The organism is Mesorhizobium sp. 43Arga (genome assembly GCF_053714255.1).
Genome location: NZ_JBSKBO010000004.1, coordinates 362,952 through 389,202, shown reverse-complemented (window position 1 = coordinate 389,202; position 26,251 = coordinate 362,952). Strand labels below are relative to the sequence as shown.

Genomic DNA, 26,251 nt, shown 5'->3' with positions numbered 1-26,251 from the left:
ACGGATGAGGGGTGCTCCAGCTTGGCAAGGACCGCGATCCGTCACGCACCCCTCATCCGTCTCGGCGCTACGCGCCGATCCACCTTCTCCCACAAGGGGAGAAGGAAAGGCGCGCCGCACCACTCTCAAGTAATCACGCTCGGCTTGTTGCGGCCGGTGTGGCTCTTGATCCCGGCGATGTCGTCGGCGGCCGCGATAAGGTCGGCAAGGGCTGCCTGCGTGTCGAGATCGTGCCTGGCCTTGTCCGGCTCGTAGCGCTCGATATAGACGCGCAGCGTCGCGCCGGACGTGCCGGTGCCGGAAAGCCGGAAGACGACGCGCGAGCCGCCTTCGAACAGGATCCTGATGCCCTGGTGTTCGCTGGTCGAGCCGTCGACCGGGTCGTGATAGGCGAAATCGTCGGCCTTGGCGATCTTCAGGCCGCGCACGCTGGTGCCGGGCAGCGAACCGAGCTTGGCCCTGAGTTCGTCGACCAGTGCATTGGCGCGGTCGCTCTCGACCTCCTCATAGTCGTGGCGCGAATAGTAGTTGCGCCCGTAGGCCGCCCAGTGCTCGGTGACGACCTGCTTGCAGCTTTCGCCGCGCGCGGCGAGGATGTTGAGCCACAACAGCACCGCCCACAGGCCGTCCTTTTCGCGCACATGGTTGGAGCCGGTGCCGGCGCTCTCCTCGCCGCAAATCGTCGCCATGCCGGCATCGAGCAGATTGCCGAAGAACTTCCAGCCGGTCGGCGTCTCGTAGATGCCGATGCCGAGTTTTTCGGCGACGCGATCGGCGGCGCCACTGGTCGGCATCGAACGGGCGATGCCCTTCAGCCCGTCCTTGTAGCCGGGCGCCAGACGGGCATTGGCGGCAAGCATCGCCACCGAATCCGACGGGGTGACGAAAATGCCCTTGCCGATGATCAAATTGCGGTCGCCGTCACCGTCGGAAGCCGCACCAAAATCCGGCGCGTCCGGCCCCATCATCTCGTCATAGAGATGCTTGGCGTGCACCAGGTTCGGATCCGGATGATGGCCGCCGAAATCCGGCAGCGGCTTGAAATTGCGGCAAGTGCCGCTGGGCGCTCCAAGCCGGTTCTCGAGGATTTCCTTGGCATAGGGACCGGTCACCGCATGCATGGCGTCGAAGCGCATGCGGAAGCCCGATCTGAACAGTCTACGCAGCGCGTCGAAATCGAACAGGCTTTCCATCAGCTCGGCATAATCGGCGACCGGATCGATGATCTCGACCGTCATGCCGGCGGCCTTGACGGTGCCGATCGTGTCGATGTCTATCGGATCGATGTCGGATGTCTTGAAGCTCGATATCGCCTTGGTCTTGGCGAAGATGGCGTCGGTCAGCTTTTCCGGCGCCGGGCCGCCATTGCCGGCATTGTACTTGATGCCGAAATCCTCATGCGGGCCGCCGGGATTGTGGCTGGCCGACAGGATGATGCCGCCGAAGGTCTTGTATTTGCGGATGACATGCGAGGCGGCCGGCGTCGACAATATGCCGCCCTGCCCGACCATCACCTTGCCGAAGCCGTTGGCCGCCGCCATGGCGATGGCCTTCTGGATGACCTCGCGGTTGTAGAAGCGGCCGTCGCCGCCGATCACCAGCGTCTTGCCCTGGAAGCCGTCCAGCGCGTCGACGATCGACTGGATGAAGTTCTCGGCATAGTGCTCCTGCTGGAACACGGGCACTTTCTTGCGCAGGCCCGACGTGCCGGGCTTCTGGTCTGAATAGGGCTTGGTGGGGACGGTCCGTATCATGCTTCAGGCAACCCTTTTCGAAAGCAGCAGGCGATAGAGTTCAAGATATTTTTCCGCGCTCTTGTCCCATGACACATCGGCCTTCATGCCCTGGCGCTGGATGGTCTCGAAGGCCGCGGGATCGGCGTAGGCATCGACCAGGCGGCGTATGGCGTGCAGCATCGCGCCGCCATTGTTGGGAGCAAACTGGAACCCTGTGGCCACGCGGGCCGCCATCGCCGCTTCGTTGGCGTCGATGATGGTGTCGGCAAGGCCGCCGGTGCGGGCGACCATCGGCACGCAGCCGTAGCGCAGGCCGTAGAGCTGCGTCAGTCCGCAGGGTTCGAAGCGTGACGGGATGATGATGGCGTCGCAACCGCCCTGCATGGTGTGCGACAGCCCTTCGTCATAGCCTATTACCACGCCGATGCGGCCACGGTGGCGTGCGGCGGCGGCAAGCAGCGCGCCTTCGAGGCCGGCGTCGCCCGAGCCCAGTATGGTCAGCCGCGCCCCGGTCGCGACGATGCCATCGATCACCGTCGCCAAAATGTCCATGCCCTTCTGCCAGGTCAGCCGGCTGATGACGCAGACGATCGGGCTGTCGTCGCGGTCGAGGCCGAAACGCTCCTCAACAGCCGCCCTGTTCGGCGCCCGTGCCTTGAGCGTTGCGGCCGTATAGTTCGACACCAGATGCTTGTCCGTCTCCGGATCCCAGATGGCGGTGTCGATGCCGTTGACGATGCCATAGAGATCGCTGGAGCGCATGTTGATCAGGCCGTCGAGGCCCATGCCGAATTCCGGCGAGCGGATCTCCTGCGCATAGGTCGGGCTGACCGTGGTGATCGCCCAGGCTGCCTGCAGGCCGGCCTTGAGGAAGCCGACGCCGCCATAATATTCGACGCCGTCAAGCGCCATCGCCACCGCCGGCAGGCCGAGTTCGCCGAAGATGCCGGCGCCGAACTGGCCCTGGAAGGCGAGATTGTGGACGGTCATCATCGACGGCGTGCCGACCGCCTTGCCGTAGCGCATATAGGCCAGCGTCATCGCCGACTGCCAGTCATGGGCATGGACGATGTCGGGCAGGTAGCCGGAGACGGCGCCGCCGGCGATATCGGCGCCGGCCTGGCTCAGTGCCGCGAAGCGCCGCCAATTGTCCGGCCAGTCGGCGCCCGCAGCGTTGCCGTAGGGACCGCCCGGGCGGTCGAAGAGATGCGGCGCGTCGAGCACGAAAAGATCGAGCCCGGCGATCTGGACAGCATGGATCGAAGCCTTGCCGCCCTGCAGCAGCGGGTATTGGTAAACAGTCTTCTTTTTCTTGAAGGCATCCATCACCACGGGAAAGCCTGGAATGAGCGTGCGCATGGTCACGCCCTTGGCTGCCAGCGCGACGGGCAGCGCACCGGTCACGTCGGCAAGCCCGCCGGTCTTGATCAGCGGGAAGATTTCGGGCGTGACCGACAGAACCTGCATGCGTCTATCCCGATCCTGTCCAATTCTTTATTTCCAGGCAATTCCCCGGACGGAAAACCGTTTCGCACTTTTCGCGGAATTGCTCTAGAGCCCGAGTTTGTTGATCATGTCCTGCGTGACCAGGCAGATGCCCTTCTCCGAAACGCGGAAGCGCTTGGCGTCGAGCGCGGGATCCTCGCCGACCACCAGCCCCTCCGGTATCCTTACACCGTGGTCGATGACGACGCGCTTCAACTTTGCGTTCCGGCCGACATGAACGTCGGGCAGCATGACGACCTCTTCCAGCGTCGAATAGGAATTGATACGCGCGCCGGTGAAGATCAGGCTCTTCTTCAGCGTCGCGCCGGAGACGATGCAATCGCCCGAGACCAGCGAGGAAACGGCCGAGCCGCGCCTGCCATCCTCGTCATGGACGAATTTTGCCGGCGGCTTCAACTCGGCATAGGTCCAGATCGGCCAGTCGCGGTCGTAGAGGTCGAGCTCCGGCGTCACGTCGGTCAGGTCGATATTGGCTTCCCAATAGGCGTCGACCGTTCCGACATCGCGCCAGTAGGCTTCGTTCTCGGCGGTCGAGCGCACGCAGGACTTGGTGAAACGGTGCGCGATCGCCTTCCCGTGCTGGACAATATAGGGGATGATGTCCTTGCCGAAATCGCGGCTTGAGCCCGGCTCGGCGGCGTCGCGGCGCAACTGCTCCATCAGGAACTTGGTCTTGAAGACGTAGATGCCCATCGAGGCCAAGGCGAAGTCCGGATTGCCCGGAATGCCGGGCGGATCGGCGGGCTTTTCGACGAAGGCGATAATGTTGTCCTTGGCATCGACATGCATGACGCCAAAGCCGGTGGCCTCCATGCGCGGCACTTCGAGGCAGCCGACGGTCACGTCGGCATTGGCGTCGACGTGCTGACGCAGCATCATCTCGTAGTCCATCTTGTAGATGTGGTCGCCGGCGAGGATGACCATGTATTCGGGGCTATAGGCCTCGATGATGTCGATGTTCTGGTAGACGGCATCGGCCGTGCCTTCATACCATTGCGTTTCCGAGACGCGCTGGCTGGCCGGCAGGATGTCGAAACTCTCGTTTCTTTCCGGCCGCAGGAAGTTCCAGCCGCGCTGCAGGTGGCGGATCAGCGAATGCGCCTTGTACTGCGTGGCGACGCCGAGGCGGCGAATGCCGGAGTTCAGCGCGTTGGAGAGCGCGAAGTCGATGATGCGTGTCTTGCCGCCGAAATAGACCGCCGGCTTGGCGCGACGGTCGGTCAGTTCCTTGAGGCGGCTGCCACGGCCGCCGGCCAGTACATAGGCCATGGCATCGCGCGCCAGCGGCTGGGTCCGTTTCAAGTCTGCCATTTCTACCCTCCCAAGTTACTCAAGTCTCGCCCTGTTAGTCAGCCTCGGCAACGAGTTCGAGCATGATTGTCGACAGCGGCGGCAGAAGCATCGTTGCCGAGATGCTCTTGCCTTCCGCCCTTGCCTCGACCATGCCGCCATTGCCCATGCCGGAGCCGCCATATTCGGATGCGTCGGTGTTGATGATCTCGCGCCACTTGCCGGCCTTCGGCAGCGGCACGCGATAATTGTCGCGCGGCACCGGCGTGAAGTTGGAGATGACGGCCACCGGGCTGCCACCCGGCGCGTTGCGCACCCAGGCGAAAACCGAATTCTGGCTGTCATCGACGATCAGCCAGGAAAACCCTTCCGGCTCGCAGTCGCGGCCGTGCAGCGCCGGGCGCGACCGGTAGAGATAGTTGAGATCGCGCACGGTCTGCCAGACGCCGCGATGCGCGCGGAAATCGAGCAGGTTCCAGTCGAGCGCGCGCGCCTCGCTCCATTCGCGGCGCTGCGCGAATTCCTGCCCCATGAACAGGAGCTTCTTGCCGGGATAGCCCCACATGAAGCCGTAATAGGCGCGCAAGGTCGCGAATTTCTGCCAGTCGTCTCCGGCCATCTTGCCCAGCAGCGTGCCTTTGCCATGCACGACCTCGTCATGCGAGAGCGGCAACACGAAATTTTCCGAGAAGGCATAGGTCAGGCCAAAAGTCAGGTCGTTGTGGTGATGCTTGCGGAAAATCGGCTCCTTGGAGAAATACTCCAGCGTGTCATGCATGAAGCCCATGTTCCACTTGAAGCCGAAGCCCAGCCCGCCTTCATGCACCGGCGCCGAAACCTTCGGCCATGAAGTCGATTCCTCGGCGACGGTCATGACGCCGGGATGGTGGCCGTACACCTCCTTGTTCATCTTCTGCAGGAAAGAGACCGCCTCGAGGTTCTCGCGGCCGCCCTTCTCATTGGGGATCCACTCGCCGGCCTTGCGCGAATAGTCGAGGTAGAGCATCGAGGCGACCGCATCGACGCGCAAACCGTCGACATGATATTTCTCGGCCCAAAACAGCGCGTTGTTGACCAGGAACGACACCACCTCGCGGCGGCCGAAATTGTAGATCGCGGTGTTCCAGTCGGGATGAAAACCCTTGCGCGGATCGGCATGTTCATAGAGCGCGGTGCCGTCGAAATGGGCCAGGCCATGCGCGTCGACCGGGAAATGCGCCGGCACCCAGTCGAGGATGACGCCGACGCCGGCGCGGTGCGCGCCATCGACGAAACGGGCAAAGCCGTCCGGATCGCCGAAACGGGCCGACGGCGCATAGAGGCCGGTCGTCTGATAGCCCCAGGACGGGTCATAGGGGTGCTCGGAAATCGGCATGAACTCGATGTGGGTGAACCCCGTCTCGACCACATAGGGGATCAGCCGGTCGGCCAGTTCGTCCCATGACAGGAACGTGCCATCGTCGTGAAGCTGCCAGGATCCGGCGTGGACCTCGTAGATCGAGACGGCTTCGCGCCGGGGATCGGCATTGCGCCAGTAGTTGCGATGCGCCTCGTCGCCCCACTCATGCGCCGGCGGCACGGCGACAACCGAAGCCGTGGCGGGACGCAGTTCGGATTTGAACGCAAACGGATCGGCCTTCAGCGGCAGCCTGACGCCATCGGGTCCAATGATCTCGTATTTGTAGGGTCGCCCGGCACCGATGTCGGGGATGAACACCTCCCATATGCCGGTGTCGCGGCGATCGCGCATCGTGTGGCGCCGGCCGTCCCAGTCGTTGAAATCGCCGACCACCGAGACGCGTTTTGCGTTGGGAGCCCAGACGGCGAAATGCACGCCGGTAGCGCCTTCGTGTTCGATGACGTGCGCGCCAAGCTTGTCGAACAGCCTGAGATGCGAACCTTCGGCGATATAGTAATCGTCCATCGGGCCGAGAACCGGGCCGAACGAATAAGGATCGGTCAGCCACCAGTCACCGCCGGCATTACGCGCGTGATAGCGCAGCGGCTGCCGCTTCTTGATCGACAGCCTGCCTTCGAAGAAGCCGGCATCGTCTCGCCTGGACAACGCACCGGCCTCGATGCCCGTCAGCGTATAGGCAGTGACGGTCTCGGCATGGGGAACGAAACAACGGGCAAAAAGGCCTTTGCCGACCTCATGGACACCGAGGACCGCGAACGGATCTCCGTGCGTACCGGCGACAATCGCCGCAACATCGCTGGCTGGCGCCAGTCCGTCCGGCCCGCTTGTCGCAGCGGTCACGCGCGGCTTCCTCATCAGGCAGTGTCCCTCCCAGGGCACCAGGTGTCTATTTCTGATGATATGAGTTGGCATCCAACCCACGTCACCGGGACCACATTGTTCGTGGCCTCATGCAATCACATCAGGCAGGCACGTTCCAGATTTCTTTCGCGTATTGGCGGATGGTGCGATCGGACGAGAACCAGCCGACGCGCGCAACATTGCGGATTGCCCTGGCATACCAGTCCGGGCTGTTGCGCCAAACAGCGTCGACATCACGCTGGGCAGCGGCGTAGGCGTCGAAATCGGCGGCGACCATGAACCAGTCGCTGGTGTAGAGGCCGTTGATGAGCTCGCGGTAACGGTCCGGGTCATCAGGCGAAAAGACGCCCGAGGAAACGGCCGCGACCGCCTGCGACAGTTCGGGCGAGCCTTCGATCACGGCCCGCGGGTTGTAGCCATTGTTGCGCCGCTCGGCGACTTCGGCCGTGGTCAGGCCGAAGATGAAGATGTTGTCGTCGCCGACGCATTCCTTGATCTCGACATTGGCGCCGTCGAGCGTGCCGATAGTCAGCGCGCCGTTGAGCGCGAACTTCATGTTGCCGGTCCCCGACGCTTCCATGCCCGCGGTCGATATCTGCTCTGACAGGTCGGCGGCCGGCATCATGACCTCGGCCAGGCTGACATTGTAGTTCGGCACGAACACCACTTTCAGCAAGCCGCGGACCGCCGGATCGCGGTTGATGACCCTGGCGACATCATTGGCGAGTTTGATGATCAGCTTGGCGTTGTGGTAGCTGGGCGCCGCCTTGCCGCCGAAGAATTTTACACGCGGCATCCAGTCGCGCTCGGGATGCGAGCGGATCTGGTCGTAGAGCGCGATCGCCTCGAGGATGTTGAGGAGCTGGCGCTTGTACTCATGGATGCGCTTGACCTGGATGTCGAACAGCGCCGAGGGATCGACCTTGATGCCCAGCCGGTCGGCGACGAGATTGGCCAGCCGCGCCTTGTTCTGGCGCTTGACGCCCGCGAACTTCTCGCGGAACGCGCTATCGTCGGCAAAGCCGTCGAGCCCTTTGATGGCGTCGATGTCGTCGAGAAAACGATCACCGATCGCCTCGCGGGCGAGCGAGGTCAGCCCGGGGTTGCACTGGATCAGCCAGCGCCGCGGCGTGATGCCGTTGGTCTTGTTGTTGATGCGATCGGGATAGAGCTTGTGCAGCTCGGCGAACACCGTTTCCTTCATCAGCTCGGTATGCAGCGCCGACACACCATTGATCGAGTGCGAGCCGACAAAGGCCAGATTGCCCATGCGCACGCGGCGGTCGCCATTTTCCTGGATCAGCGAAATATGGCTGATCTGCTCGCCCGAAAACTGGTCTGTGGCGCGTGCCTCCAGAAGCACCTGCGCGTTGATGGCGTAGACGATCTGCATATGGCGCGGCAAAAGCCGCTCGAACAGCGGCACCGGCCAGCTTTCCAGCGCTTCGGGAAGAAGCGTGTGGTTGGTATAGCCGAAGGTGCGCTTGGTTATGTCCCAGGCGAGGTCGAAGTCCATGCCGTGGACATCCATCAACAGCCGCATCAGCTCCGGCACGGCGATCGCCGGATGGGTGTCGTTCAAGTGGATCGCCGCCTTGTCGGGCAGCGACTTCAGGTCGCCATACTGGCTAAGATGGCGCTGCACGATGTCCTGCAGCGAGGCGGTCGAGAAGAAATACTCCTGCCGCAGCCTGAGCTCCTGCCCGGCCATGTGGGAATCGGCGGGGTAAAGCACGCGCGAGAGCGCGTCCGCCTTGTTGCTTTCGGCGAGCGCGCCGATGTGGTCGCCGGCATTGAACTTGTCGAGCAGGATCGGATCGACCGGCATGCCCGACCACAGCCGCAGCGTGTTGACGCGATTGCCCCGCCAGCCGACGACAGGCGTGTCGTAGGCGACAGCCAGGACATGTTCGGTCGGCTTCCAGACGTGGCGTTCGAGCCGGCCGTCCTTTGACGTGATGGACTCCACCGAACCGCCGAAGCCGACTTCGAAGGAGCGTTCGCGCCGTTCGAACTCCCAGGGGTTGCCATGATCGAGCCAGGTCTCGGGCAGTTCGACCTGCCAGCCGTCGTGGATCTCCTGGCGGAACATGCCGTTGGCGTAGCGGATGCCATAGCCATGCGCGGGAATGTCGACGGTCGCCATGCTTTCCATGAAGCAGGCGGCAAGCCGGCCAAGGCCGCCATTGCCAAGCGCGGCATCGGGTTCGAGCGCCGCGATGAGATCGAGGTCGACGCCGAGCGACGACAGCGCCTCGCGCATATTGTCCATCAGGCCAAGATTGGAGAAGGCGTCGCGCATCAGGCGGCCGATGAGGAACTCCAGCGACAGATAGTAGACGCGCTTTTCCTGCTGGTCATAGGCTTCCTTGGTTGCCTGCATCCAGCGATCGACGATGCGGTCGCGCACGACCTTGATCGAGGCTGTCAGCCAGTCGTACTGGGTCGCAACGGTGGTGTCCTTGCCGACCCGGTATTTGAGGGCCACCAGGACTTCCGTTGCGAGCGTCTTCGGATCAGGATTTTCGAGCAGTGGCGGAAGGGTTTCGGATGTCATTGCGCGCGTCATGCTGCCTCTCGTGCGGTTGCAACGATCATACCGGCTTTTACCATTCATCCCAGCCCATGCTACCGCATTGCAGCATATATTCAATCGATTTAGATGAATGCCCGTCCGCTTACCCTGCGGCAATTTGACAATCAGGCGGCGAGCGCAGCCTCCGGAGGCGCCTTGGCGCCGGTCATGAAGGCGACGGCATCGGACATCGTATATTGCTTGGGATCGATGACGGCGAGGCGACGGCCGAGGCGATGGATGTGGACGCGGTCGGCCACCTCGAAGACATGCGGCATGTTGTGCGAGATCAGCACGATCGGCAGGCCGCGTTTTTTCACGTCGAGGATCAGTTCGAGCACACGGCGGCTCTCCTTGACGCCAAGGGCTGCCGTCGGCTCGTCCATGATCACCACGCGGCTGCCGAAGGCGGCAGCCCGCGCCACGGCGACGCCCTGGCGCTGGCCGCCCGAGAGCGTTTCCACCGCCTGGCCGATGTTCTGGATGGTCATCAGGCCGAGTTCGGTGAGCTTGTCGCGGGCGCGCTTTTCCATCGCCGGACGGTCGAGCATGCGCAACCATTGGCCAAGGAAGCCGGGTTTGCGGATCTCGCGGCCGAGGAACATGTTGTCAGCGATCGACAGTGCCGGCGACAGAGCGAGATTTTGGTAGACGGTTTCGATACCGGCTTCGCGGGCCTCCATCGGCGACTTGAAGGCAACTGTTTTGCCTTCAAGTCGGATTTCGCCTTCGTCGGGCACGACAGCGCCTGAAATCGCTTTGATGAGCGACGACTTGCCGGCGCCGTTGTCGCCGATGACGGCGAGGATTTCGCCGGGATAGAGGTCGAAGTCGGCATTGTCGAGGGCGGTGACGCGGCCATACCGCTTGACCAGGCCACGCGCGGTGAGAATGGGGTCCTGGGTCATGCCGAAACCTTTCTGATCCATTGGTCGACCGCCACGGCGCCGATGATCAACACACCGGTGAGCAGCACTTTCCACTGCGGGTCGGCGCCCAGCATGTTGAGGCCCATGGAGACGACGCCGACGATCATCGCGCCGAACAGCGTGCCCAGGATCGAGCCGCGCCCGCCGAAGAGGGAAATACCACCGATCACCGTCGCGGTGATCGCTTGCAGATTGTAGTCGGTGACCGCGGCCGACGGCGATATCGAACCGTTGCGACCGATGGAGACCCAGGCGGCGAAAGCGGCGATCAGCCCGGCAAGGGTGTAGACCGTCACCAGCACCTTCTTGGTCTGGATGCCCGACAGCTTGGCCGCTTCCTGGTCGTCGCCGACAGCGTAGACATGGCGACCCCAGGCGGTGTGGTTGAGGACGTACCAGAGGAGCATCACCAGCGCGACCATGGCGATGACGCCGAGGGTCAGCACCGCGGTACCCACCTTGAAGCTCATGGCGAACAGGTGCAGCAGCGGCGCCTGGGTGTCGACGTCGGTGTCACGGATCGTTTCATTGGCCGAATAGATGAAGTTCGTGGCCATGACGATGTTCCACGTACCCAGCGTCACGATGAAAGGCGGCAGCTTCATGTAGGCGACCAGCAACCCGTTGAGCAGCCCGCACGCGGCACCCGCGGCAAGTCCGAGCGCAACTGCAACCACGCTCGGCAAGCCGTAGCTGACGGCGCAATTGCCCATGATCACGGCTGAGATCACCATGATGACGCCAATCGACAGGTCGATGCCGGCGGTCAGGATGACCAGTGTCTGCGCAGCGCCCAGAATACCGACGATGGCGATCTGCTGCAGGATCAGCGTCAGCGTGTAGGACGAGAAGAAGCGCCCGCCAATGGTGATGCCGAAGATGATGATCGACAGGACCAGCACGATCAGCGGCACCGCCGCCGGCGTCGAATGCAGGAAGTGCTGGACGCGCCTGACTGCGGATTTGTGTTCGTCGAATGCGGCAACGCTGGTGTCGCTGCCCGAGAGAACTTTCTCGAATTCCTGAGCTTGAGCCATGTTTCCTCCCCGTGGGGTGTCAGCCTAGCGCCAACGCCCGTCCACGCCTTTCCGGTCTGTCGCCGGGATTGTTCGCGGTCACGCGACCCATCGTCCACCCGAAGCGGCCGGGGATCAAGCCCCGACCGCTCGAGTTCGGTAATTTGCCGGTCAGACCAGCATCAGCCCCAGCACTTGGCGAGGCCTTCCTTGGTGTCGATGGACTTCACGCCATTGGCCGGCTTGTCGGTCACCAAATTGACGCCGGTATCGAAGAAATTCTTGCCTTCGGTCGGCTTCGGCTTGGTTCCATCCTTGGCGAAGGCGGCGATCGCCTCGATTCCGAGCGCTGCCATCTGCAGCGGGTACTGCTGCGACGTCGCGCCGATGACACCTTCCGTCACCGACTTCACGCCGGGGCAGCCGCCGTCGACGGAGACGATCAGCACCTGCTTTTCAAGGCCGACAGCCTTGAGCGCCTGGTAGGCGCCGACTGCGGCGGGCTCGTTGATAGTGTGGATGACGTTGATGGTGTTGTCCTTCTGCAGAAGGTTCTCCATCGCCTTGCGGCCGCCCTCTTCATTGCCGTTGGTGACGTCGTGGCCGACGATGCGCGGATCGGTTTCGTCGCCGATCTTGTTGGGGTCCTTCACGTCGATGCCGTAGCCCATCATGAAGCCCTGGTCGCGCAGCACGTCCACGGTCGGCTGCGACGGCGTCAGGTCGAGGAAGCCGATCTTGGCGTCCTTGGCCTTGTCGCCGAGCGTGGCCGCCGCCCAGGCGCCGATCAGTTTGCCGGCCTCGAGATTGTCGGTGGCGAAGGTCGCATCGGCCGCGTCGATCGGGTCGAGCGGCGTGTCGAGCGCGATCACCAGCAGGCCGGCGTCTCGCGCCTTCTTCACGGTCGGCACGATGCCCTTGGTGTCGGATGCGGTGATCAGGATACCCTTGGCGCCATCGGCAATGCAGCTTTCGATCGCCGCTACCTGGCTCTCGCTGTCGCCGTCGATCTTGCCGGCATAGGTCTTGAGAGCGACGCCGAGTTCCTTCGCCTTTGCGGTCGCGCCTTCCTTCATCTTGACGAAGAAGGGGTTGGTGTCGGTCTTGGTGATCAGGCAAGCGCCGACGCCGGCCGCGGAGGCGGACGACGCAAACGCCATCAGACCCAGGGCGGCCGCGGCAAACACGGTCGATTTCAACAATTTTGTATTGGTCACGATCTTCCTCCCAGTGGAACTATTCCGGATGCCGGCCACCGGCATCTACGGCGCATCCTACGAAATTCTCCCAGCGTGGACGCTGCCTCAACAGACACCAGACCGCGGCCGCTGTCAATAATTAAATCACTCTTATTTATTATTGACAGCCTTGCGTCGTTCACTCATTCTGGCCCAAAAGCATTGAGGGGAAACGATGGGAGGAACAGGGTGGAGACCGCCACTGCGAGGCACGGTTCGCCCGAAGCGAATGACAGCCTGATTCACCGCGGCACCAACCAGAGCGGCATGCGCGATCACAACGAGCGGCTGGTGCTCTCGCTGGTGCGCCAGCACGGCAGCCTGGCGAAATCCGACATCGCCCGCATGACCGGACTTTCGGCGCAGACGGTTTCGGTGATCATGCGCGAACTCGAGGAAGAAGGCCTGCTCGTGCGCCAGGCGCCGCTGCGCGGCAAAATCGGCCAGCCCTCCATACCGATGGCGCTCAATCCGGAGGGCGCCTTCTTCATCGGCCTCAAGATCGGCCGCCGCAGCGCGGAACTGGTGCTGATCGATTTTCTCGGGCATGTGCGCTCGATGCTACAGCACTCCTATCGCTATCCGGCGCCACACGAGACGGTTGAATTCGTCACTTCAGGCATGAAGAAGATGCGCGACGAACTGACACCGGCGCAGGACAAGCGCATCGCCGGGCTCGGCATCGCCATGCCGTTCGAACTGTGGAACTGGGCCGACACCGCCGGTGCGCCGCGCGACGTCATGGACGAATGGCGCCACCGCGACATCAGGTCCGATATCCAGTCGCAATGCGATTTTCCGGTCTATCTGCAGAACGACGCCACCTCGGCCTGCGGCGCCGAGCTCGTCTTCGGCCAGGCCGGCGGCGCGCGTGACTTCGTCTATTTCTATATCGGCGCCTTCGCCGGCGGCGGCATCGTGCTTAACGGCCGGCTGTTCGGCGGCCCGACCGGAAATGCCGGCGCGCTCGGCTCCATGCCGGTGCCCGGACCGGACGGCAAGCCCACCCAGCTGATCGACGTGGCGTCGATCGCCATGCTCGAAAAAGCGCTCAATGCCCGCGGCGTCGAGGCCTCGCATCTATGGACGTCACCCGAGGACTGGGGCGAGATCGGTCCCGAACTCGACGACTGGATCGCCAGCGCGTCACAGGCGCTCGCCTATGCCATCGTCGCGGCATCCTCGGTCATCGATTTCGAGGCGGCTGTGGTCGACGGCTGGATGCCGCAAGCGGTGCGCCGCCGGCTGGTCGATGCCATTATCGCGGCCATTGCGACAATCGACGGCGAAGGCCTGAAACTTCCAGCCGTTCGCGAGGGAACCGTCGGCATCCATGCCCGCGCGCTCGGCGGCGCCAGCCTGCCGCTTTCCGAACGCTTCCTGATCGGCTCGACGACGATTTCCAGGAGCGCCTGAATGCTGATCGGAATCCCGGCGCTGCTCGGTCCGGACCTTCTGGCGACACTGCGCGCCATGGGCCATGGCGATGAGATCGCCCTGGTCGACGGAAATTATCCGGCCGAGGAGCAGGCAAAGCGCCTGATCCGGGCCGATGGCCATCATCTCATTCCGGTGCTCGATGCGATCCTGAGCGTGCTGCCGGTCGACGACGCCGTTCCGGAAGCCCTGTTTCGCGCCTCGGTCAAAGGCAATCCCTCGATTGCCGATCCAGTCCATCACGAGATTGAGGCGATCTGCGCCAGGCGCGCGCCTGGCCGCAAGGTGGTTGCACTGGCCGGCGCCGACTTCTATGCACGGGTCAAGTCGGCGCATGCCATTGTCGCGACAAGCGAGCCCAGGCTTTACGCCAACATCATCATCCGCAAGGGCGTGATCTATCCGCCGGAGACCAAGACGCCATGATCCTCTGCTGCGGCGAAGCCCTGATCGACATGCTGCCGCGCATCACGACGCAGGGTGAGCCGGCCTTTGCCCCCTATGTCGGCGGCGCGGTGTTCAACACGGCGATCGCGCTGGGCCGATTGGGCGCGCCGGCCGGCTTCTTTTCGGGCCTGTCGTCCGATCTTTTCGGCGGCCAGTTCAGGGACGCACTCGGAGCGAGCAAGGTCAGTTCCACCTATGCGCACACCTCGCCCAGGCCGACCACGCTCGCCTTCGTGCGGCTCACCAACGGCCAGGCGACCTACACCTTCTACGACGAGAATACCGCGGGACGCATGCTGACCATCGACGACCTGCCGTCGCTCGGCAATGAGATCGAGGCCATGCTGTTCGGCGCCATCAGCCTGATCTCGGAGCCGGCCGGCGGCGCCTATGAAGAGTTCATGCGGCGCGAGCATGCAAGCCGCGTCATGATGCTCGACCCCAACATCAGGCCGAACTTCATCCCGGACAAGGCCAAGCACCTCAGGCGCATCCGCGAAATGATGGCGATGGCCGACATCGTGAAACTGTCGGACGAAGACCTCCATTGGTTCGGCGAAGCCGGCTCGCATGAGGATGTCATCCGCAACTGGCTCGACCGCGGCCCCAAGCTGATCGTGGTGACCCATGGCAGCGAAGGTGCCGTCGGTTACACGAAGGACCACGCCGTCACGGTGATGCCGGAAAAGGTCGAAGTGGTCGACACGGTCGGCGCGGGCGATACGTTCAACGCCGGCATCCTCGCCTCGCTGCATGAACAGGGCCTGTTGACGAAGGCGGCCATTGGCGGCCTTCCGCAAGACGCCATTCGCAAGGCATTGGCGCTTGGTGCCAAGGCAGCTGCGGTGACCGTGTCGCGCGCGGGCGCCAATCCGCCGTGGCGGCATGAAATCGCCTGAGTAACGCTCAATTTAAGTTGAGCCAGCCGATCACTTTATGTTTCGCGGGGCCGCTCAGCGGGACTATAAGGGCGCAAAACGCGCCCGACGAAGCCCGGATTTCCGGCATCTTGTGAAGATGCGCCTGATATCAGAGGTAACAGACTGCGACACCCAGGCAATTGGCGGCTCTGGCTGTCCGGCTTTCTCGGCAAGCGCAACTCTGGTACCAGCGGGCCGTTATTTGGCTAAACCGCCCGGTTTAAAATCGTTTTTGAGGCAGACATGCAGTTCATCGATCTTGGCGCACAGCGCGAACGCATTCGCGACAGGCTGAAGGCCGCGATCGACCGTGTCGTCGACGAAGGCCGCTATATCCTGGGACCGCAGGTCACCGAATTCGAAAACAAGCTTGCGGCCTATATCGGCACCAAACATGTCGTGGCCTGCGCCAACGGCACCGATGCGCTGCTGCTGCCGCTGTTTGCCGCCGGGATCGGCCCGGGCGACGCGGTGTTCGTGCCGAGCTTCACTTTCGCCGCCACCGCGGAAGTGGTGGCGCTGGCCAAGGCGGACCCTGTCTTCGTCGATGTCGATCCGGTGACCTACAACATCGATATCGCCAGCCTCGAGGCGGCCATCGCCATGATCAAGAAGGAAGGCCGGCTAAAGCCGAAGGCGATCATCCCGGTCGACCTGTTCGGTCTCGCCGCCGATTATGATGCGATCATGGCGATCGCCAACCGCGAAGGGCTGTTGGTGATCGAGGACGCCGCCCAGTCGATGGGTGGGTCGCTCGACGGCAAGATGTGCGGCGCGTTCGGCCATGTCGGCTCGACCAGCTTCTATCCGGCCAAGCCGCTTGGCTGCTATGGCGACGGCGGCGCGATGTTCACCAACGACGACGAGATGGCCGACAAGCTGCGTTCCTTTGCCTTCCACGGCAAGGGCGAGACGCAGTACGACAACATCCGCGTCGGCATCAATTCGCGGCTCGACACGCTGCAGGCGGCGATCCTCATCGAAAAACTCGCCATTCTCGAAGACGAGATGGTGGCGCGCCAGGTGGTGGCAAACCGCTATGCCGAGGGGCTGGGCGATATCGTCACCGCAGCCCGCAACCTCGACGGCAGCCGTTCGGCCTGGGCGCAGTACGCCATCGAGACGCCCAAGCGTGACGGCCTGAAGGCGCATCTGGGCGAAAAGGGCATTCCGTCGGTCATCTACTACGTCAAGCCGCTGCACGCCCAGATCGCCTATGCGGACTACCCACGCACGCCGACCGGTCTTGCCGTCTCGGAGGAGCTGCCGAGGCGGATCCTGTGCCTGCCGATGCACCCCTATCTCAGCGAAGCCGACCAGGACCGGATCATCGAGACGATCCGCAACTATATCGGCTCGAACTCGGCGCAGGCCGCGGCCGAGTAGTCGTTCCCTCTCAGGCGGGGCTTGCCCCTGCCCTGCCGCTGGCGATGAAATGCGGGTTGGCGAAATCCTCGTCGTCGGCCTGGTCGCGTTTGCCGTAGGCCAAGGGCTTGCCGTCCAGCGTGCGTGTCGTGCCGCCCGCCGCGCGCAGCACCGCGTCGCCCGCCGCGGTGTCCCATTCCATGGTGCGGCCGAAGCGCGGATAGACATCCGCCTCGGCGCTGGCGAGAAGACAGAATTTCAAGGACGACCCAACGGAAACGATCTCGGCGGCGCCCAGGTCGCGAATATAGGCTTCGGTTTCCGGCGTGTTGTGGGAGCGGCTGGCAACCACGGCGAGCGGTGATGCGGCCGCTCTCACCGAAATCGGCCGGCGGCCGACGATCTGATAGTCGTCATCGATTTCCAGGGCTTCCGCGCTGCCCGGCCGTCCCGAAAAGAAGCGGCCGGTGCACGGTGCGAAGACGACGCCGACTTCCGGCACGCCATGACGGACAAACGCGATGTTGACGGTGAAGTCGGTGCGGCGATTGACGAATTCCTTGGTGCCGTCGAGCGGGTCGATAAGGAAAAAGGCCTCGCCGAGATCGGTCGGCATGATTCCAGCCGCCGCTTCCTCTTCGGCCACGCAGGGAATCTCGGGAAACGCCGCGCGTAGGCCGGCAAGTATGATCTTCTCGCTCTCGCGGTCCGCCTCGGTCACCGGCGAGGCGTCTGATTTCCGGTCGACGGCGCAGCCGGCGTGGAAAACGCGCATCACCTCGCGTCCAGCCGCCAGGGCCAGCCGCTCGAAGATGTCGAGCATCGACCTGTCGTCAGATACCGCCGCCACTTTCATATTGGTCTTCGGCAATGTCGCGCTCATTCAGCCAATGTTCCAGGGCATCTACCATCTCTTCCGCCGATTTGCCGAGCGTCTTCAGATGGACCTCCGGTTTTTCCGGCGCTTCGTAGGGCGAATCGACACCGGTGAAGTTCTTGATCTCGCCATTCAGCGCGCGCGCATAAAGGCCTTTCGGATCGCGCCTGGCGCACTCCTCGAAGGGCGTGTCGACAAACACCTCAATGAACTCGCCATCGGCCATCAATTCGCGCGCCATGCGCCGTTCGGCGCTGAACGGCGAAATGAACGAGACAATGACAATCAACCCCGCATCTGCCATCAGCTTGGCCACTTCGGCGACCCGGCGGATGTTCTCGACTCGGTCGGCATCGGTGAAGCCGAGATCGCGGTTGAGGCCGTGGCGGACATTGTCGCCGTCCAGAATATAGGTGTGGCGGCCGGTGGCGAACAGCTTCTTCTCGAACAGGTTGGCTATGGTCGACTTGCCGGAGCCGGAAAGCCCGGTGAACCAGAACACTGCGGGCCGCTGGTTCTTCATGTCGGCGCGCACGCGCTTGCCGACATCGAGCGATTGCCAGTGGATGTTCTCGGCACGACGCAGCGAGTGCACGATCATGCCGGCACCAACCGTGGCGTTAGAGATGCGGTCGATCAGGATGAAGGCACCGGTGGTGCGGTTCTCGGCGAAGGGATCGAAGGCGATCGGCGCCCGCGTCGAGATGTTGCAGATGCCGACTTCATTCATTTCAAGCGACTTGGCCGCCTCATGCGCGAAGTCGTTGACGTTGATGCGGTATTTCAGGTCGGTGACGGTGGCGCTGGTCTGGTCGGTTTCGGTGCGCAGGATGTAGGAGCGGCCCGGCAGCAGCGCGTGCTCGTCAAACCAGACGATGTTGGCGGCGAACTGGTCGGCGACCTGCGGTCGAGCGGCCGGCGAAACCAGCATATTGCCTCTGGAGACCTCGACCTCGTCGTCGAGAACAAGCGTGATGGCCTGGCCGGCCACCGCCTGTTTGAGATCGCCGCCATGAGCGACAATGCGTTTGACATGCGAGGACTTGCCGGATTTGGCGACGACAACCTCGTCGCCTTGCGCGATGGCGCCGGATGCGATTGTGCCGGCAAAGCCGCGGAAGTCGAGATTGGGGCGGTTGACGTACTGCACAGGAAAACGGAACGGCTGCTCGACGGCAGCCTCTTCGACCGACACCGTCTCGAGGTGCTCGATTAGCGTTGGACCGGAATACCATTGCATGTTGTCGGAGCGGCCGCTGACATTGTCGCCGTAGCGGGCCGACATCGGGATCGGCACGATGGTCTGGAAGCCGAGATCGCGCGAGAATTGACCGTAGTCTTCGACGATCCGGTCGAAGACCGCCTGGTCGAAATCGACGAGATCGATCTTGTTGACGGCCAGCACGATGTGCCGGATGCCGAGCAGCGAGGCGATGATCGAATGGCGCCTTGTCTGGCGCAGCACCCCTTGCCTCGCATCGATCAGCACGATCGCCAGATCGGCGGTCGAGGCGCCTGTCGCCATGTTGCGGGTGTATTGTTCGTGGCCAGGCGTGTCGGCGACGATGAATTTGCGCTTCGGCGTGGCGAAGAAGCGGTAGGCGACGTCGATGGTGATGCCTTGCTCGCGCTCGGCCTCGAGACCATCGACCAGCAGCGCGAAATCGATGTCATCGCCGGTGGTGCCGTGCTTGCGCGAATCGCGTTCGAGCGCGGCAAGCTGGTCCTCGAAAATCTGCTTGGTGTCGGACAAGAGGCGGCCGATCAGCGTCGACTTGCCGTCGTCGACCGAACCGCAGGTCAGGAAGCGCAGCAGCGACTTCTTCTCCTGCGCGGCCAGGTAGTCGCGGACGCTGTCGGTGGGGGCGAGGCTTTTTGCCATGATATGACGCATGGTCAGAAATACCCCTCGCGCTTCTTCTTTTCCATCGAGCCGGCTTCGTCCCGGTCGATCAGGCGGCCCTGCCGCTCGGATGTGCGCGCGGTCAGCATCTCGCCGACGATGGCTTCGAGCGTGTCGGCATCGGATTCGATGGCGCCGGTGAGCGGATAGCAGCCCAAAGTGCGGAACCGCACCAGGCGGTTCTCCACTGTCTCGCCGGGGCGCAGTTTCATGCGGTCGTCGTCCTTGAGGATCAACATCCCGTCGCGCTCCACCACCGGCCGTTCCTTGGCGAAATAGAGCGGCACGATCGGAATGTTCTCCTGCAGGATGTACTGCCAGATATCGAGCTCGGTCCAGTTCGACAGCGGGAAGACGCGGATCGATTCGCCCGATGCGATGCGGGTGTTGAAGATCTTCCACATTTCGGGACGCTGGTTCTTCGGGTCCCAGACATGCTGGGCATTGCGAAACGAGAATATGCGCTCCTTGGCGCGCGACTTTTCCTCGTCGCGCCGGGCGCCGCCAAAGGCGGCATCGAAACCGTATTTGTCCAGCGCCTGGCGCAGCGCCACGGTCTTCATCACATGGGTGTGGGTGTTCGAGCCGTGATCGAACGGATTGATGTTGTCGCGCACGCCGTCTTCATTGACATGCACCAAAAGGTCGAAGCCGAGTTTTTGCGCCATCTGATCGCGGAACGCGATCATCTCGCGGAACTTCCAGGTGGTGTCGACATGAAGAAACGGGAACGGCGGCTTGGCGGGATAGAACGCCTTCATTGCCAGATGCATCAGCACGGATGAATCCTTGCCGACCGAATAAAGCATGACCGGCTTGGCAAAGGCGGCCGCAACCTCGCGGAAAATGTGAATGGACTCGGCTTCAAGCCGCTGCAGATGCGTAAGCGCAATTGTCATAGACTGTGAGCGTTCTCTCGTGCCTTGCGACAGAAGACCTTGCGTCAAATCATCGAGCTTTTGTGCCCGGTTCAAGCTTCGCTTCTGGACAAAGTGTTTCGTGCGGGCGTTCTAGCAGATCGGTGCACGGCAGAACAATGCAAGACGAGCCCAGCAGCGGCCAGTTCGGGAATGATTTTTCCATGCTTTCCCCAAAACCCGGAAATTTCTGTTCGCAAGGCCTGCACCCGGGAAAAGGCTGGGAAAAAATTGCTCGGCAGACCATGACGCCGAACGCTGCTTGAGCCCTTTCCCAATCGTCGGGCACCGGCCGCCGATTTTAGGTGGCCGCAAGCTCCACAGCACTATCGAAAAGACAGCCCAGCCGCTATACAACCTCCGAAGCGGGCAAGATGCGTCATCAGGCATGGGCAAATTTCAACGCGAGCACATTCGGTTCCGCTGAACAGGATGTGCCGCATAGAGCTACTCGAGAATAGCGGGCCCGAAACTTGACCGGTCTTTCGTCTGCAAGACAGCAACTCACGCCGTCGCGGATCAATATCTACTTCTCCACCATTTGCTTCTTTTTTCCACCGGTTTTGGGATCGGTGGTCAGCTTCGTATTCAATGGTGGCGCTCTGTGGTCCGTCCTGTTGCTCGCCCTCAGGAAAAGGCGCTTCAATATCGACCCGGCGATGATGGCGATGACGATTGCGATCTATGCCTATTGCGCGGCCAATCTGGTGGCGTCCATCGTCAACAACGCTATCGCCAGGGATGCATTGCACCTGATCCCACTCGTCACCTTTCTGTTTTTCCCCATCTCCTATTCGACCTGGAGCATTACGCAGAAGACAACGCTTGTCCGCATCATCGTGCTGAGCAGCATGGCGGCCTGTTTTGTCGCGCTGCTTCTGGCGGTCTTCCAACAGCATTGGCTTGGTATCCGCTCCGAGGGTGGGGCTGGGAATCCAATCGTGTTCGCGGAGGTCCTCTGCCTTGCCGTGATGGTCTGCGTGGCCGGCGCCCTGTCGGATATCGAGAGATACAGGATCGCCCTCCTTTGCGCGACACTTGGCGGGACGATCGCCATCGTCTACTCCGGCACCCGCATCGTCTGGCTGGCACTTCTGATTGCCGGTATCGCCGTTCTGCTGATCAACCAGCACAGGCTGAAGGGAAGGAACGCCATTCGCCTGCTAGTGCTGTTGCTGGCGGCCGGCGCCGTCATAGCGGCTGTTGGCTTCCAGACAATATCCGGGCGTGTCGACTTTCTGCGTTCCGACTTGGACGCGCTCGCCGTCAATGGTGACCACACGACGGCTATAGGATTGCGATTCGCCCTGTGGGATATTGGTCTGAAGGCGTTTCGAGAGATGCCGCTGTTCGGCCACGGAGTGGGTGCCACCCAGACCTTGATAAAACAGGGCTTCCACGATCAGTTCGGGATGGATGCAGGCTTCAATCATTTCCACAACGGCTTTCTGACCGCCCTGGTGCAGGCAGGCATCCTGGGCGCCGTGACGCTGGCGGCGATCTTCGTCGTTGCCGCCAGGAATGCAGCCGTGGTTTTGCGAAATAGCACCGATCCGATCGAGCGTTTCGGCGCCACAATGATTGTCATCATGGTGATCACCTATCTCACGTCCGGGATGACAGGCATCCTGATTGGTCACGACATTCTGGACTCGGTGTTGATGGTCTTCCTGGTGTCGGGAACGTATCTCGCCTCGGGCCGTCAGGCTCCGTTGCCGCAAGACCAAGCGCTTCCGCCCGAGACGGAAGAGCGAGCGCCTGCTCCAGTGGCGGAAGACGCCCTTCTTCCAGGGATGGAACATCGAGCGCTGCGATTCACTCAATAGCCGTTCAGGGCAAGACCAATGAAAGTCCTGGTCACAGGCGCGACAGGCTTCATCGGCCGTCAGGTGGTGCATCGGCTTCGTGAGGCGGGCGCCGAGCTTCGCCTTGCGTCCCGTCACCCGGAGAGGCTCGGTCCGGGACAGGATGCCATGCGGATGCCCGATGTCGATGCGCCGACGGCGGCCTTCCTGGCGCTCACCAGGGGTGTCACCGATGTCGTTCATTGCGCGGGTCTGAACAATGATGAGGGCAACGCCACCGAAGCCGATTTTCGGGCGGCTAATGCGGAATTGAGCGCAAGGCTGGCGCTAGCGGCGGCCGAACAGGCAAGCGGACGGTTCATCCAGCTCTCCTCGATCCGGGCCGTGATCGGTGCGCGCGTCAGCGCAACGATCGATGAGGACACGATTCCCGATCCGCAATGCGCCTATGGGCGCTCGAAGCGCGAAGCTGAGGTCAGGGTGCTGGACGCCTATGCGTCGCACGGCCGTTCCGACGCCACCGTGTTGCGGCTGCCGCCGGTCTACGGAACCGGCATGAAAGGAAACCTGGCAACGCTGATGCGCCTAGCCGATACGGGCATGCCGCTGCCGACAGGTGCCCTGAGGGGAACCCGCTCGCTGCTGTCATCGCAATCGACCGCGGGCGCGGTATGGCATCTGCTCAGCCTTTCGGGGCGGCTGCGACCGATCCATCTTGCCAGCGATGTGCCGCCGGTTTCGATCGCCGACATTGTCGGCGCCTTTCGCGACGGTTTCGGACGGCCGACGCGCCTTGTGACCGTGCCGGCCGGGCCGTTGCGGGCAGCCGCGATCCTCTTGGGCAAGCGGACGTCCTGGGACAGCCTGACCGCGACACAGATATGTGCCCCTTCCCTGCTCGTATCCGAAGGTTGGCTGCCGGAAACCGGGACGCTTGAGCGGCTGGCCGAAATAGCGCGGCTCGGAGACGCTCAATCGCCCCCCTTGCGATAGAGCGTTCCAAACAGGATGCGAAGGTCGAGCCAGAACGATGCGGTCCTGAGATAGGCGGCATCCGTTTCGGCCAGACGCTCAGGGTTGGACATGTCGATGCCTCTGATCTGGGCCATGCCGGTAATGCCCGGACGCGCCGCCAACACGCCCAGCTGCCTGCGACGCTCGATCAGTTCCGTCTGTGTCGGCAGGCAAGGGCGCGGCCCGACCAGGCTCATCTCACCCCGAAGAACATTCCAGAATTGCGGCAGCTCATCGAGCTTGAACTTCCGCAAGGTCCTCCCGACCGCGGTCACGGCATTCGCTGGCGCTTCGTGCGAAGGCAGGGACGGCGTTCCCTGATACATCGTCCGCAATTTGTGGCAGCGAAACAACGCACCATCGCGGCCAACCCGCGTTTGCGAAAAAATCACCGGACCGGGCGACGATGCCCGCACCGCAAGCATGCAGGCCAATAAAACAGGGGATGTCACCAACAACAGCAAGGCTGATGCGACGAGATCGAAGGCACGCTTCAGTCCCTTCACGGCCATCCCCTGATCACCAGAGCCATTCCAGGAAAAGTGTGAAACGGCCTTCCCGGCAAAAGCCAGTCGCGCTTTCCCCCTGGGAATTGCTGCGACAATGCGGGCCGCGGGATCGATATCCGGGCAAAATCCCGCCATTCAACCGTCAGCTGCAACGTATCTAACCTGCTTGCCCGACCGTTCTCGGGCCGGTTTCCTGCAGCGCGTCGGGCGCTGGCGTCTCCGGCCGAGGGAGTTGCGCCAACACCGCAAGAGCGGAAGCTTTGTCCTGGTTCTTCATGGCCACGTGCAGCGCGGCCAGCGCGGCCTGAACCGTCGGCCACGCCACCACATCGGTCCTGAGGCCGAAGATCTTGGCGATGTCGAGCGTGACGATCTCTTCATTGGCCCCCTGGAGCGTCTCATGCAGCTTTTCACCGGGCCTGATGCCGGTGAAGCGGATCGGGATATCCGCATAGGGCGTCTTGCCGGCCATGCGGATCATGGTTTCGGCGACTTCGAGAATCGGCACGGGTTTGCCCATGTCCAGCATGTAGATGGCATAGTCGTCCTTGCCGTTACGCGACTGTGCGTCGGCTGCCGCCATGATGACGAGGTCGACCGCTTCCGCCACCGTCATGAAATAACGGGTCATGCGTCGATCGGTAATCGTGACCGGACCGCCGGCCTCGATCTGTGCCTGGAAGATGGTTGCCACCGAACCATTGGAGCCAAACACGTTGCCGAACCGCACGGCTATGAACTTGGTGCCGGAACGGCGCCCGTCCGGCGCGATTGCGTGGCTTTCGTGCAGGGCGCTGACGAGTTGCTCGGCGGCTCTCTTTGTGATGCCAAGCACCGAGGTCGGATCCACGGCCTTGTCGCTCGATATGAGCAGGAACTGTGGAACCCCGCATTTGGCGGCAACCTCGGCGCAGACAAGCGTGCCGAAAACATTGGTCTGGATGGCCGATTCCCAGTTCTCCTCGAGGAGCGGAACGTGCTTCAGAGCAGCGGCATGGAAGATGATGTCCGGCTTGAATTCCGTGACGACACGAGTCATCTGGCGCCGGTCCGCGACATCGACAATGCGGACCTTCAGGCGATCATGGTCTTTTTCGTCGACATACTGGCTCAACTGGAAGATGCCGAATTCGGAATTGTCGGCGACCAGCACGGCCCCTGCCCCCAGCTCCAGTGACCGCTTGACCAGCGTGCGGCCGATAGATCCGGCGCCTCCGGTCACCAGGACGCGCTTGCCGCCGACGAAGGCGCCAATACGCGCGATATCGGACGGCACGGTCGGGCGGCGCAGGATCGTTTCCATCTCGACTTCGTCGAGCACGATCTTTCCCTCCTGCCCCAGTTGCGAAAGCCTCGAGAACTGCGCGACGGCTATGCCGGCGTGCCGGGCGACACGCACAAGCTCGGAATACTCCTCGATCTCATGCTCGACGCCGCTGCCGAAAATAAGCAGGTCAATGCTCTTGGTGCCCGCCGCGTAGTCCTCCAGGACATCGATCAGGCGTGGCCGGAACGCCACCACGGCAACACCTTGAATCCGCGTGCCTAGGGGTGCGCCGCGCTCGGTCGCCATGATGCCGGCAATGGAATAGTCGGCCGGCTCTGCCGTGCGCGTGAAGCGAATGATCAGGTCGGCCTCGCCAAGCCGGCCGACGAACAGCGCCCGCTTGGCCTGCACTTTATTGGCGCTGTGGGTGAGGATGCCCCAACTCGCGCCGTCGCGAAGAAATCGGTAGAACAGCCTCGGCGCCGATATGATGGTGAAGGAAACGAGGAAGAAGACGATGAATTGGCGCTCGTTGAGGCCAGCCACGGGCTGGAAGAACCGAAACACCAGCGAAAGAGTATAGAGCACGACCGTCAGAATCGCGCAGCTTTTCAGAATGTTGAAAAAGTCCGGGGTCGAGGCAAAGCGCCAGATCGTGGTGTAGAGACCACAATATCTGAACAGCAGGTGGCTGATGAGAACGATCCCGACCCACGTGACCAGGCCTTCGTAGGAAAGTGCATCGAACGAAAGGTCTGACCTGGAGAGAACGAGACTAAGCGCCACCGCGACCAGGACCATGAGCAGATCCTGGACCATGATGATGACGCGCCGCATCTTCGGTCGAAATCCGAAAACGGCTTCTGCATAGGAAGTCATTGGCGAGTATTGAACTCCAGGCGTGAGAACTTCAACACTAATGCGGCGTCAGATCGAATACCATCCGTCACCGGCCACTCGTTCTCAGCGTCAAATCCCCGGCCCCCGCCGTCGCTACCGCATAGCGTGGACTTGAGGCCATCGCCAGAGATTTTTTCACGGACGGGTTGATTGGGATCACGTGTCGACCAAGATACCGCGCAACCAGGGGAAAGGTTGAGGATTCACGCTGTTGCCACGGACAGGTCAGGCGATGCAATTGGCCGCCGTTTGACGCACTTTCCACAGCGCTGCCGTTGCCATTTCGTTTATCGACGCACTATTTCAAGCTCTCGAGGAA

At 62.5% G+C, this 26,251-nt stretch carries 19 protein-coding genes; 6 read left to right on the top strand and 13 right to left on the bottom strand.

The window, feature by feature from the left end; genetic code table 11:
* Positions 1–125: 125 nt before the first annotated feature.
* The 8 genes from ACWGS8_RS17475 to ACWGS8_RS17440 form a co-directional block, all read right to left on the bottom strand.
* Entirely contained in the window at positions 126–1,754 is a 1,629-nt protein-coding gene (locus ACWGS8_RS17475; RefSeq protein WP_454582092.1) for an alpha-D-glucose phosphate-specific phosphoglucomutase, read from the bottom strand.
* 3 nt (positions 1,755–1,757) lie between these two features.
* On the bottom strand, positions 1,758–3,203 hold the full coding sequence (gene glgA / locus ACWGS8_RS17470; protein ID WP_454582091.1) for a glycogen synthase GlgA: 1,446 nt from the start codon (positions 3,201–3,203) through the stop codon (positions 1,758–1,760).
* Positions 3,204–3,287: 84 nt separating this feature from the next.
* Positions 3,288–4,553: a glucose-1-phosphate adenylyltransferase gene (gene glgC / locus ACWGS8_RS17465; protein WP_454582090.1), complete on the bottom strand. Its 1,266-nt coding sequence runs from the start codon at positions 4,551–4,553 to the stop codon at positions 3,288–3,290.
* A gap of 34 nt (positions 4,554–4,587) precedes the next feature.
* A complete protein-coding gene (gene glgB / locus ACWGS8_RS17460; protein ID WP_454582089.1) occupies positions 4,588–6,807 on the bottom strand; it encodes a 1,4-alpha-glucan branching protein GlgB in 2,220 nt (739 codons plus the stop codon).
* Between the two features lie 106 nt (positions 6,808–6,913).
* Positions 6,914–9,382, bottom strand: a complete 2,469-nt coding sequence (locus ACWGS8_RS17455; RefSeq protein ID WP_454582088.1) for a glycogen/starch/alpha-glucan phosphorylase — start codon at positions 9,380–9,382, stop codon at positions 6,914–6,916.
* Between the two features lie 131 nt (positions 9,383–9,513).
* Positions 9,514–10,317, bottom strand: coding sequence for an ATP-binding cassette domain-containing protein (locus ACWGS8_RS17450; RefSeq protein WP_245318013.1), 804 nt, complete (start codon positions 10,315–10,317; stop codon positions 9,514–9,516).
* On the bottom strand, positions 10,293–11,354 hold the full coding sequence (locus ACWGS8_RS17445) for an ABC transporter permease (RefSeq protein WP_454582087.1): 1,062 nt from the start codon (positions 11,352–11,354) through the stop codon (positions 10,293–10,295). Before ACWGS8_RS17445 ends, ACWGS8_RS17450 begins: the two co-directional genes overlap by 25 nt.
* A gap of 161 nt (positions 11,355–11,515) precedes the next feature.
* The gene (locus ACWGS8_RS17440; protein WP_454582211.1) at positions 11,516–12,493 is read right to left on the bottom strand and encodes a substrate-binding domain-containing protein; all 978 of its coding nucleotides are present in this window, start codon (positions 12,491–12,493) and stop codon (positions 11,516–11,518) included.
* 267 nt (positions 12,494–12,760) lie between these two features.
* On the opposite strand from ACWGS8_RS17440, the gene ACWGS8_RS17435 reads away from it, so the two are divergent.
* From ACWGS8_RS17435 to ACWGS8_RS17420, 4 genes are all read left to right on the top strand, one after another.
* Positions 12,761–13,987: an ROK family transcriptional regulator gene (locus ACWGS8_RS17435; protein ID WP_454582086.1), complete on the top strand. Its 1,227-nt coding sequence runs from the start codon at positions 12,761–12,763 to the stop codon at positions 13,985–13,987.
* Positions 13,988–14,434 (top strand): RbsD/FucU family protein, encoded by a 447-nt coding sequence (locus ACWGS8_RS17430; protein WP_010914960.1) that lies wholly within the window; start codon positions 13,988–13,990, stop codon positions 14,432–14,434.
* On the top strand, positions 14,431–15,354 hold the full coding sequence (locus tag ACWGS8_RS17425; protein WP_454582085.1) for a carbohydrate kinase family protein: 924 nt from the start codon (positions 14,431–14,433) through the stop codon (positions 15,352–15,354). The genes ACWGS8_RS17430 and ACWGS8_RS17425 overlap by 4 nt, the downstream gene beginning before the upstream one ends.
* A 264-nt stretch (positions 15,355–15,618) precedes the next feature.
* Entirely contained in the window at positions 15,619–16,761 is a 1,143-nt protein-coding gene (locus tag ACWGS8_RS17420; protein WP_454582084.1) for a DegT/DnrJ/EryC1/StrS family aminotransferase, read from the top strand.
* Positions 16,762–16,771: 10 nt separating this feature from the next.
* Here ACWGS8_RS17420 and cysQ read toward each other — a convergent pair whose 3' ends face one another.
* The 3 genes from cysQ to cysD are packed head-to-tail and all read right to left on the bottom strand — an operon-like array spanning position 16,772 to position 20,419.
* On the bottom strand, positions 16,772–17,563 hold the full coding sequence (gene cysQ / locus ACWGS8_RS17415) for a 3'(2'),5'-bisphosphate nucleotidase CysQ (protein WP_454582210.1): 792 nt from the start codon (positions 17,561–17,563) through the stop codon (positions 16,772–16,774).
* 10 nt (positions 17,564–17,573) lie between these two features.
* Positions 17,574–19,511, bottom strand: coding sequence for a sulfate adenylyltransferase subunit CysN (gene cysN, locus ACWGS8_RS17410; protein ID WP_454582083.1), 1,938 nt, complete (start codon positions 19,509–19,511; stop codon positions 17,574–17,576).
* Positions 19,512–19,513: 2 nt separating this feature from the next.
* Positions 19,514–20,419: a sulfate adenylyltransferase subunit CysD gene (cysD, locus tag ACWGS8_RS17405; protein ID WP_010914955.1), complete on the bottom strand. Its 906-nt coding sequence runs from the start codon at positions 20,417–20,419 to the stop codon at positions 19,514–19,516.
* 590 nt (positions 20,420–21,009) lie between these two features.
* Between cysD and ACWGS8_RS17400 the strand changes: the two genes are divergently transcribed.
* Positions 21,010–22,263, top strand: a complete 1,254-nt coding sequence (locus ACWGS8_RS17400; RefSeq protein WP_454582209.1) for an O-antigen ligase family protein — start codon at positions 21,010–21,012, stop codon at positions 22,261–22,263.
* Between the two features lie 18 nt (positions 22,264–22,281).
* Entirely contained in the window at positions 22,282–23,235 is a 954-nt protein-coding gene (locus ACWGS8_RS17395; protein ID WP_454582082.1) for an NAD-dependent epimerase/dehydratase family protein, read from the top strand.
* Here the strand turns inward: ACWGS8_RS17395 and ACWGS8_RS17390 are convergent.
* Together ACWGS8_RS17390 and ACWGS8_RS17385 are read right to left on the bottom strand one after the other, a co-directional pair.
* Positions 23,214–23,768, bottom strand: coding sequence for a sugar transferase (locus ACWGS8_RS17390; protein ID WP_454582081.1), 555 nt, complete (start codon positions 23,766–23,768; stop codon positions 23,214–23,216). The genes ACWGS8_RS17395 and ACWGS8_RS17390 overlap by 22 nt on opposite strands.
* Positions 23,769–23,922: 154 nt before the next feature.
* Complete coding sequence (locus tag ACWGS8_RS17385; RefSeq protein WP_454582080.1) at positions 23,923–25,911, bottom strand: UDP-N-acetylglucosamine 4,6-dehydratase; 1,989 nt, start codon at positions 25,909–25,911, stop codon at positions 23,923–23,925.
* Positions 25,912–26,251 lie beyond the last annotated feature (340 nt).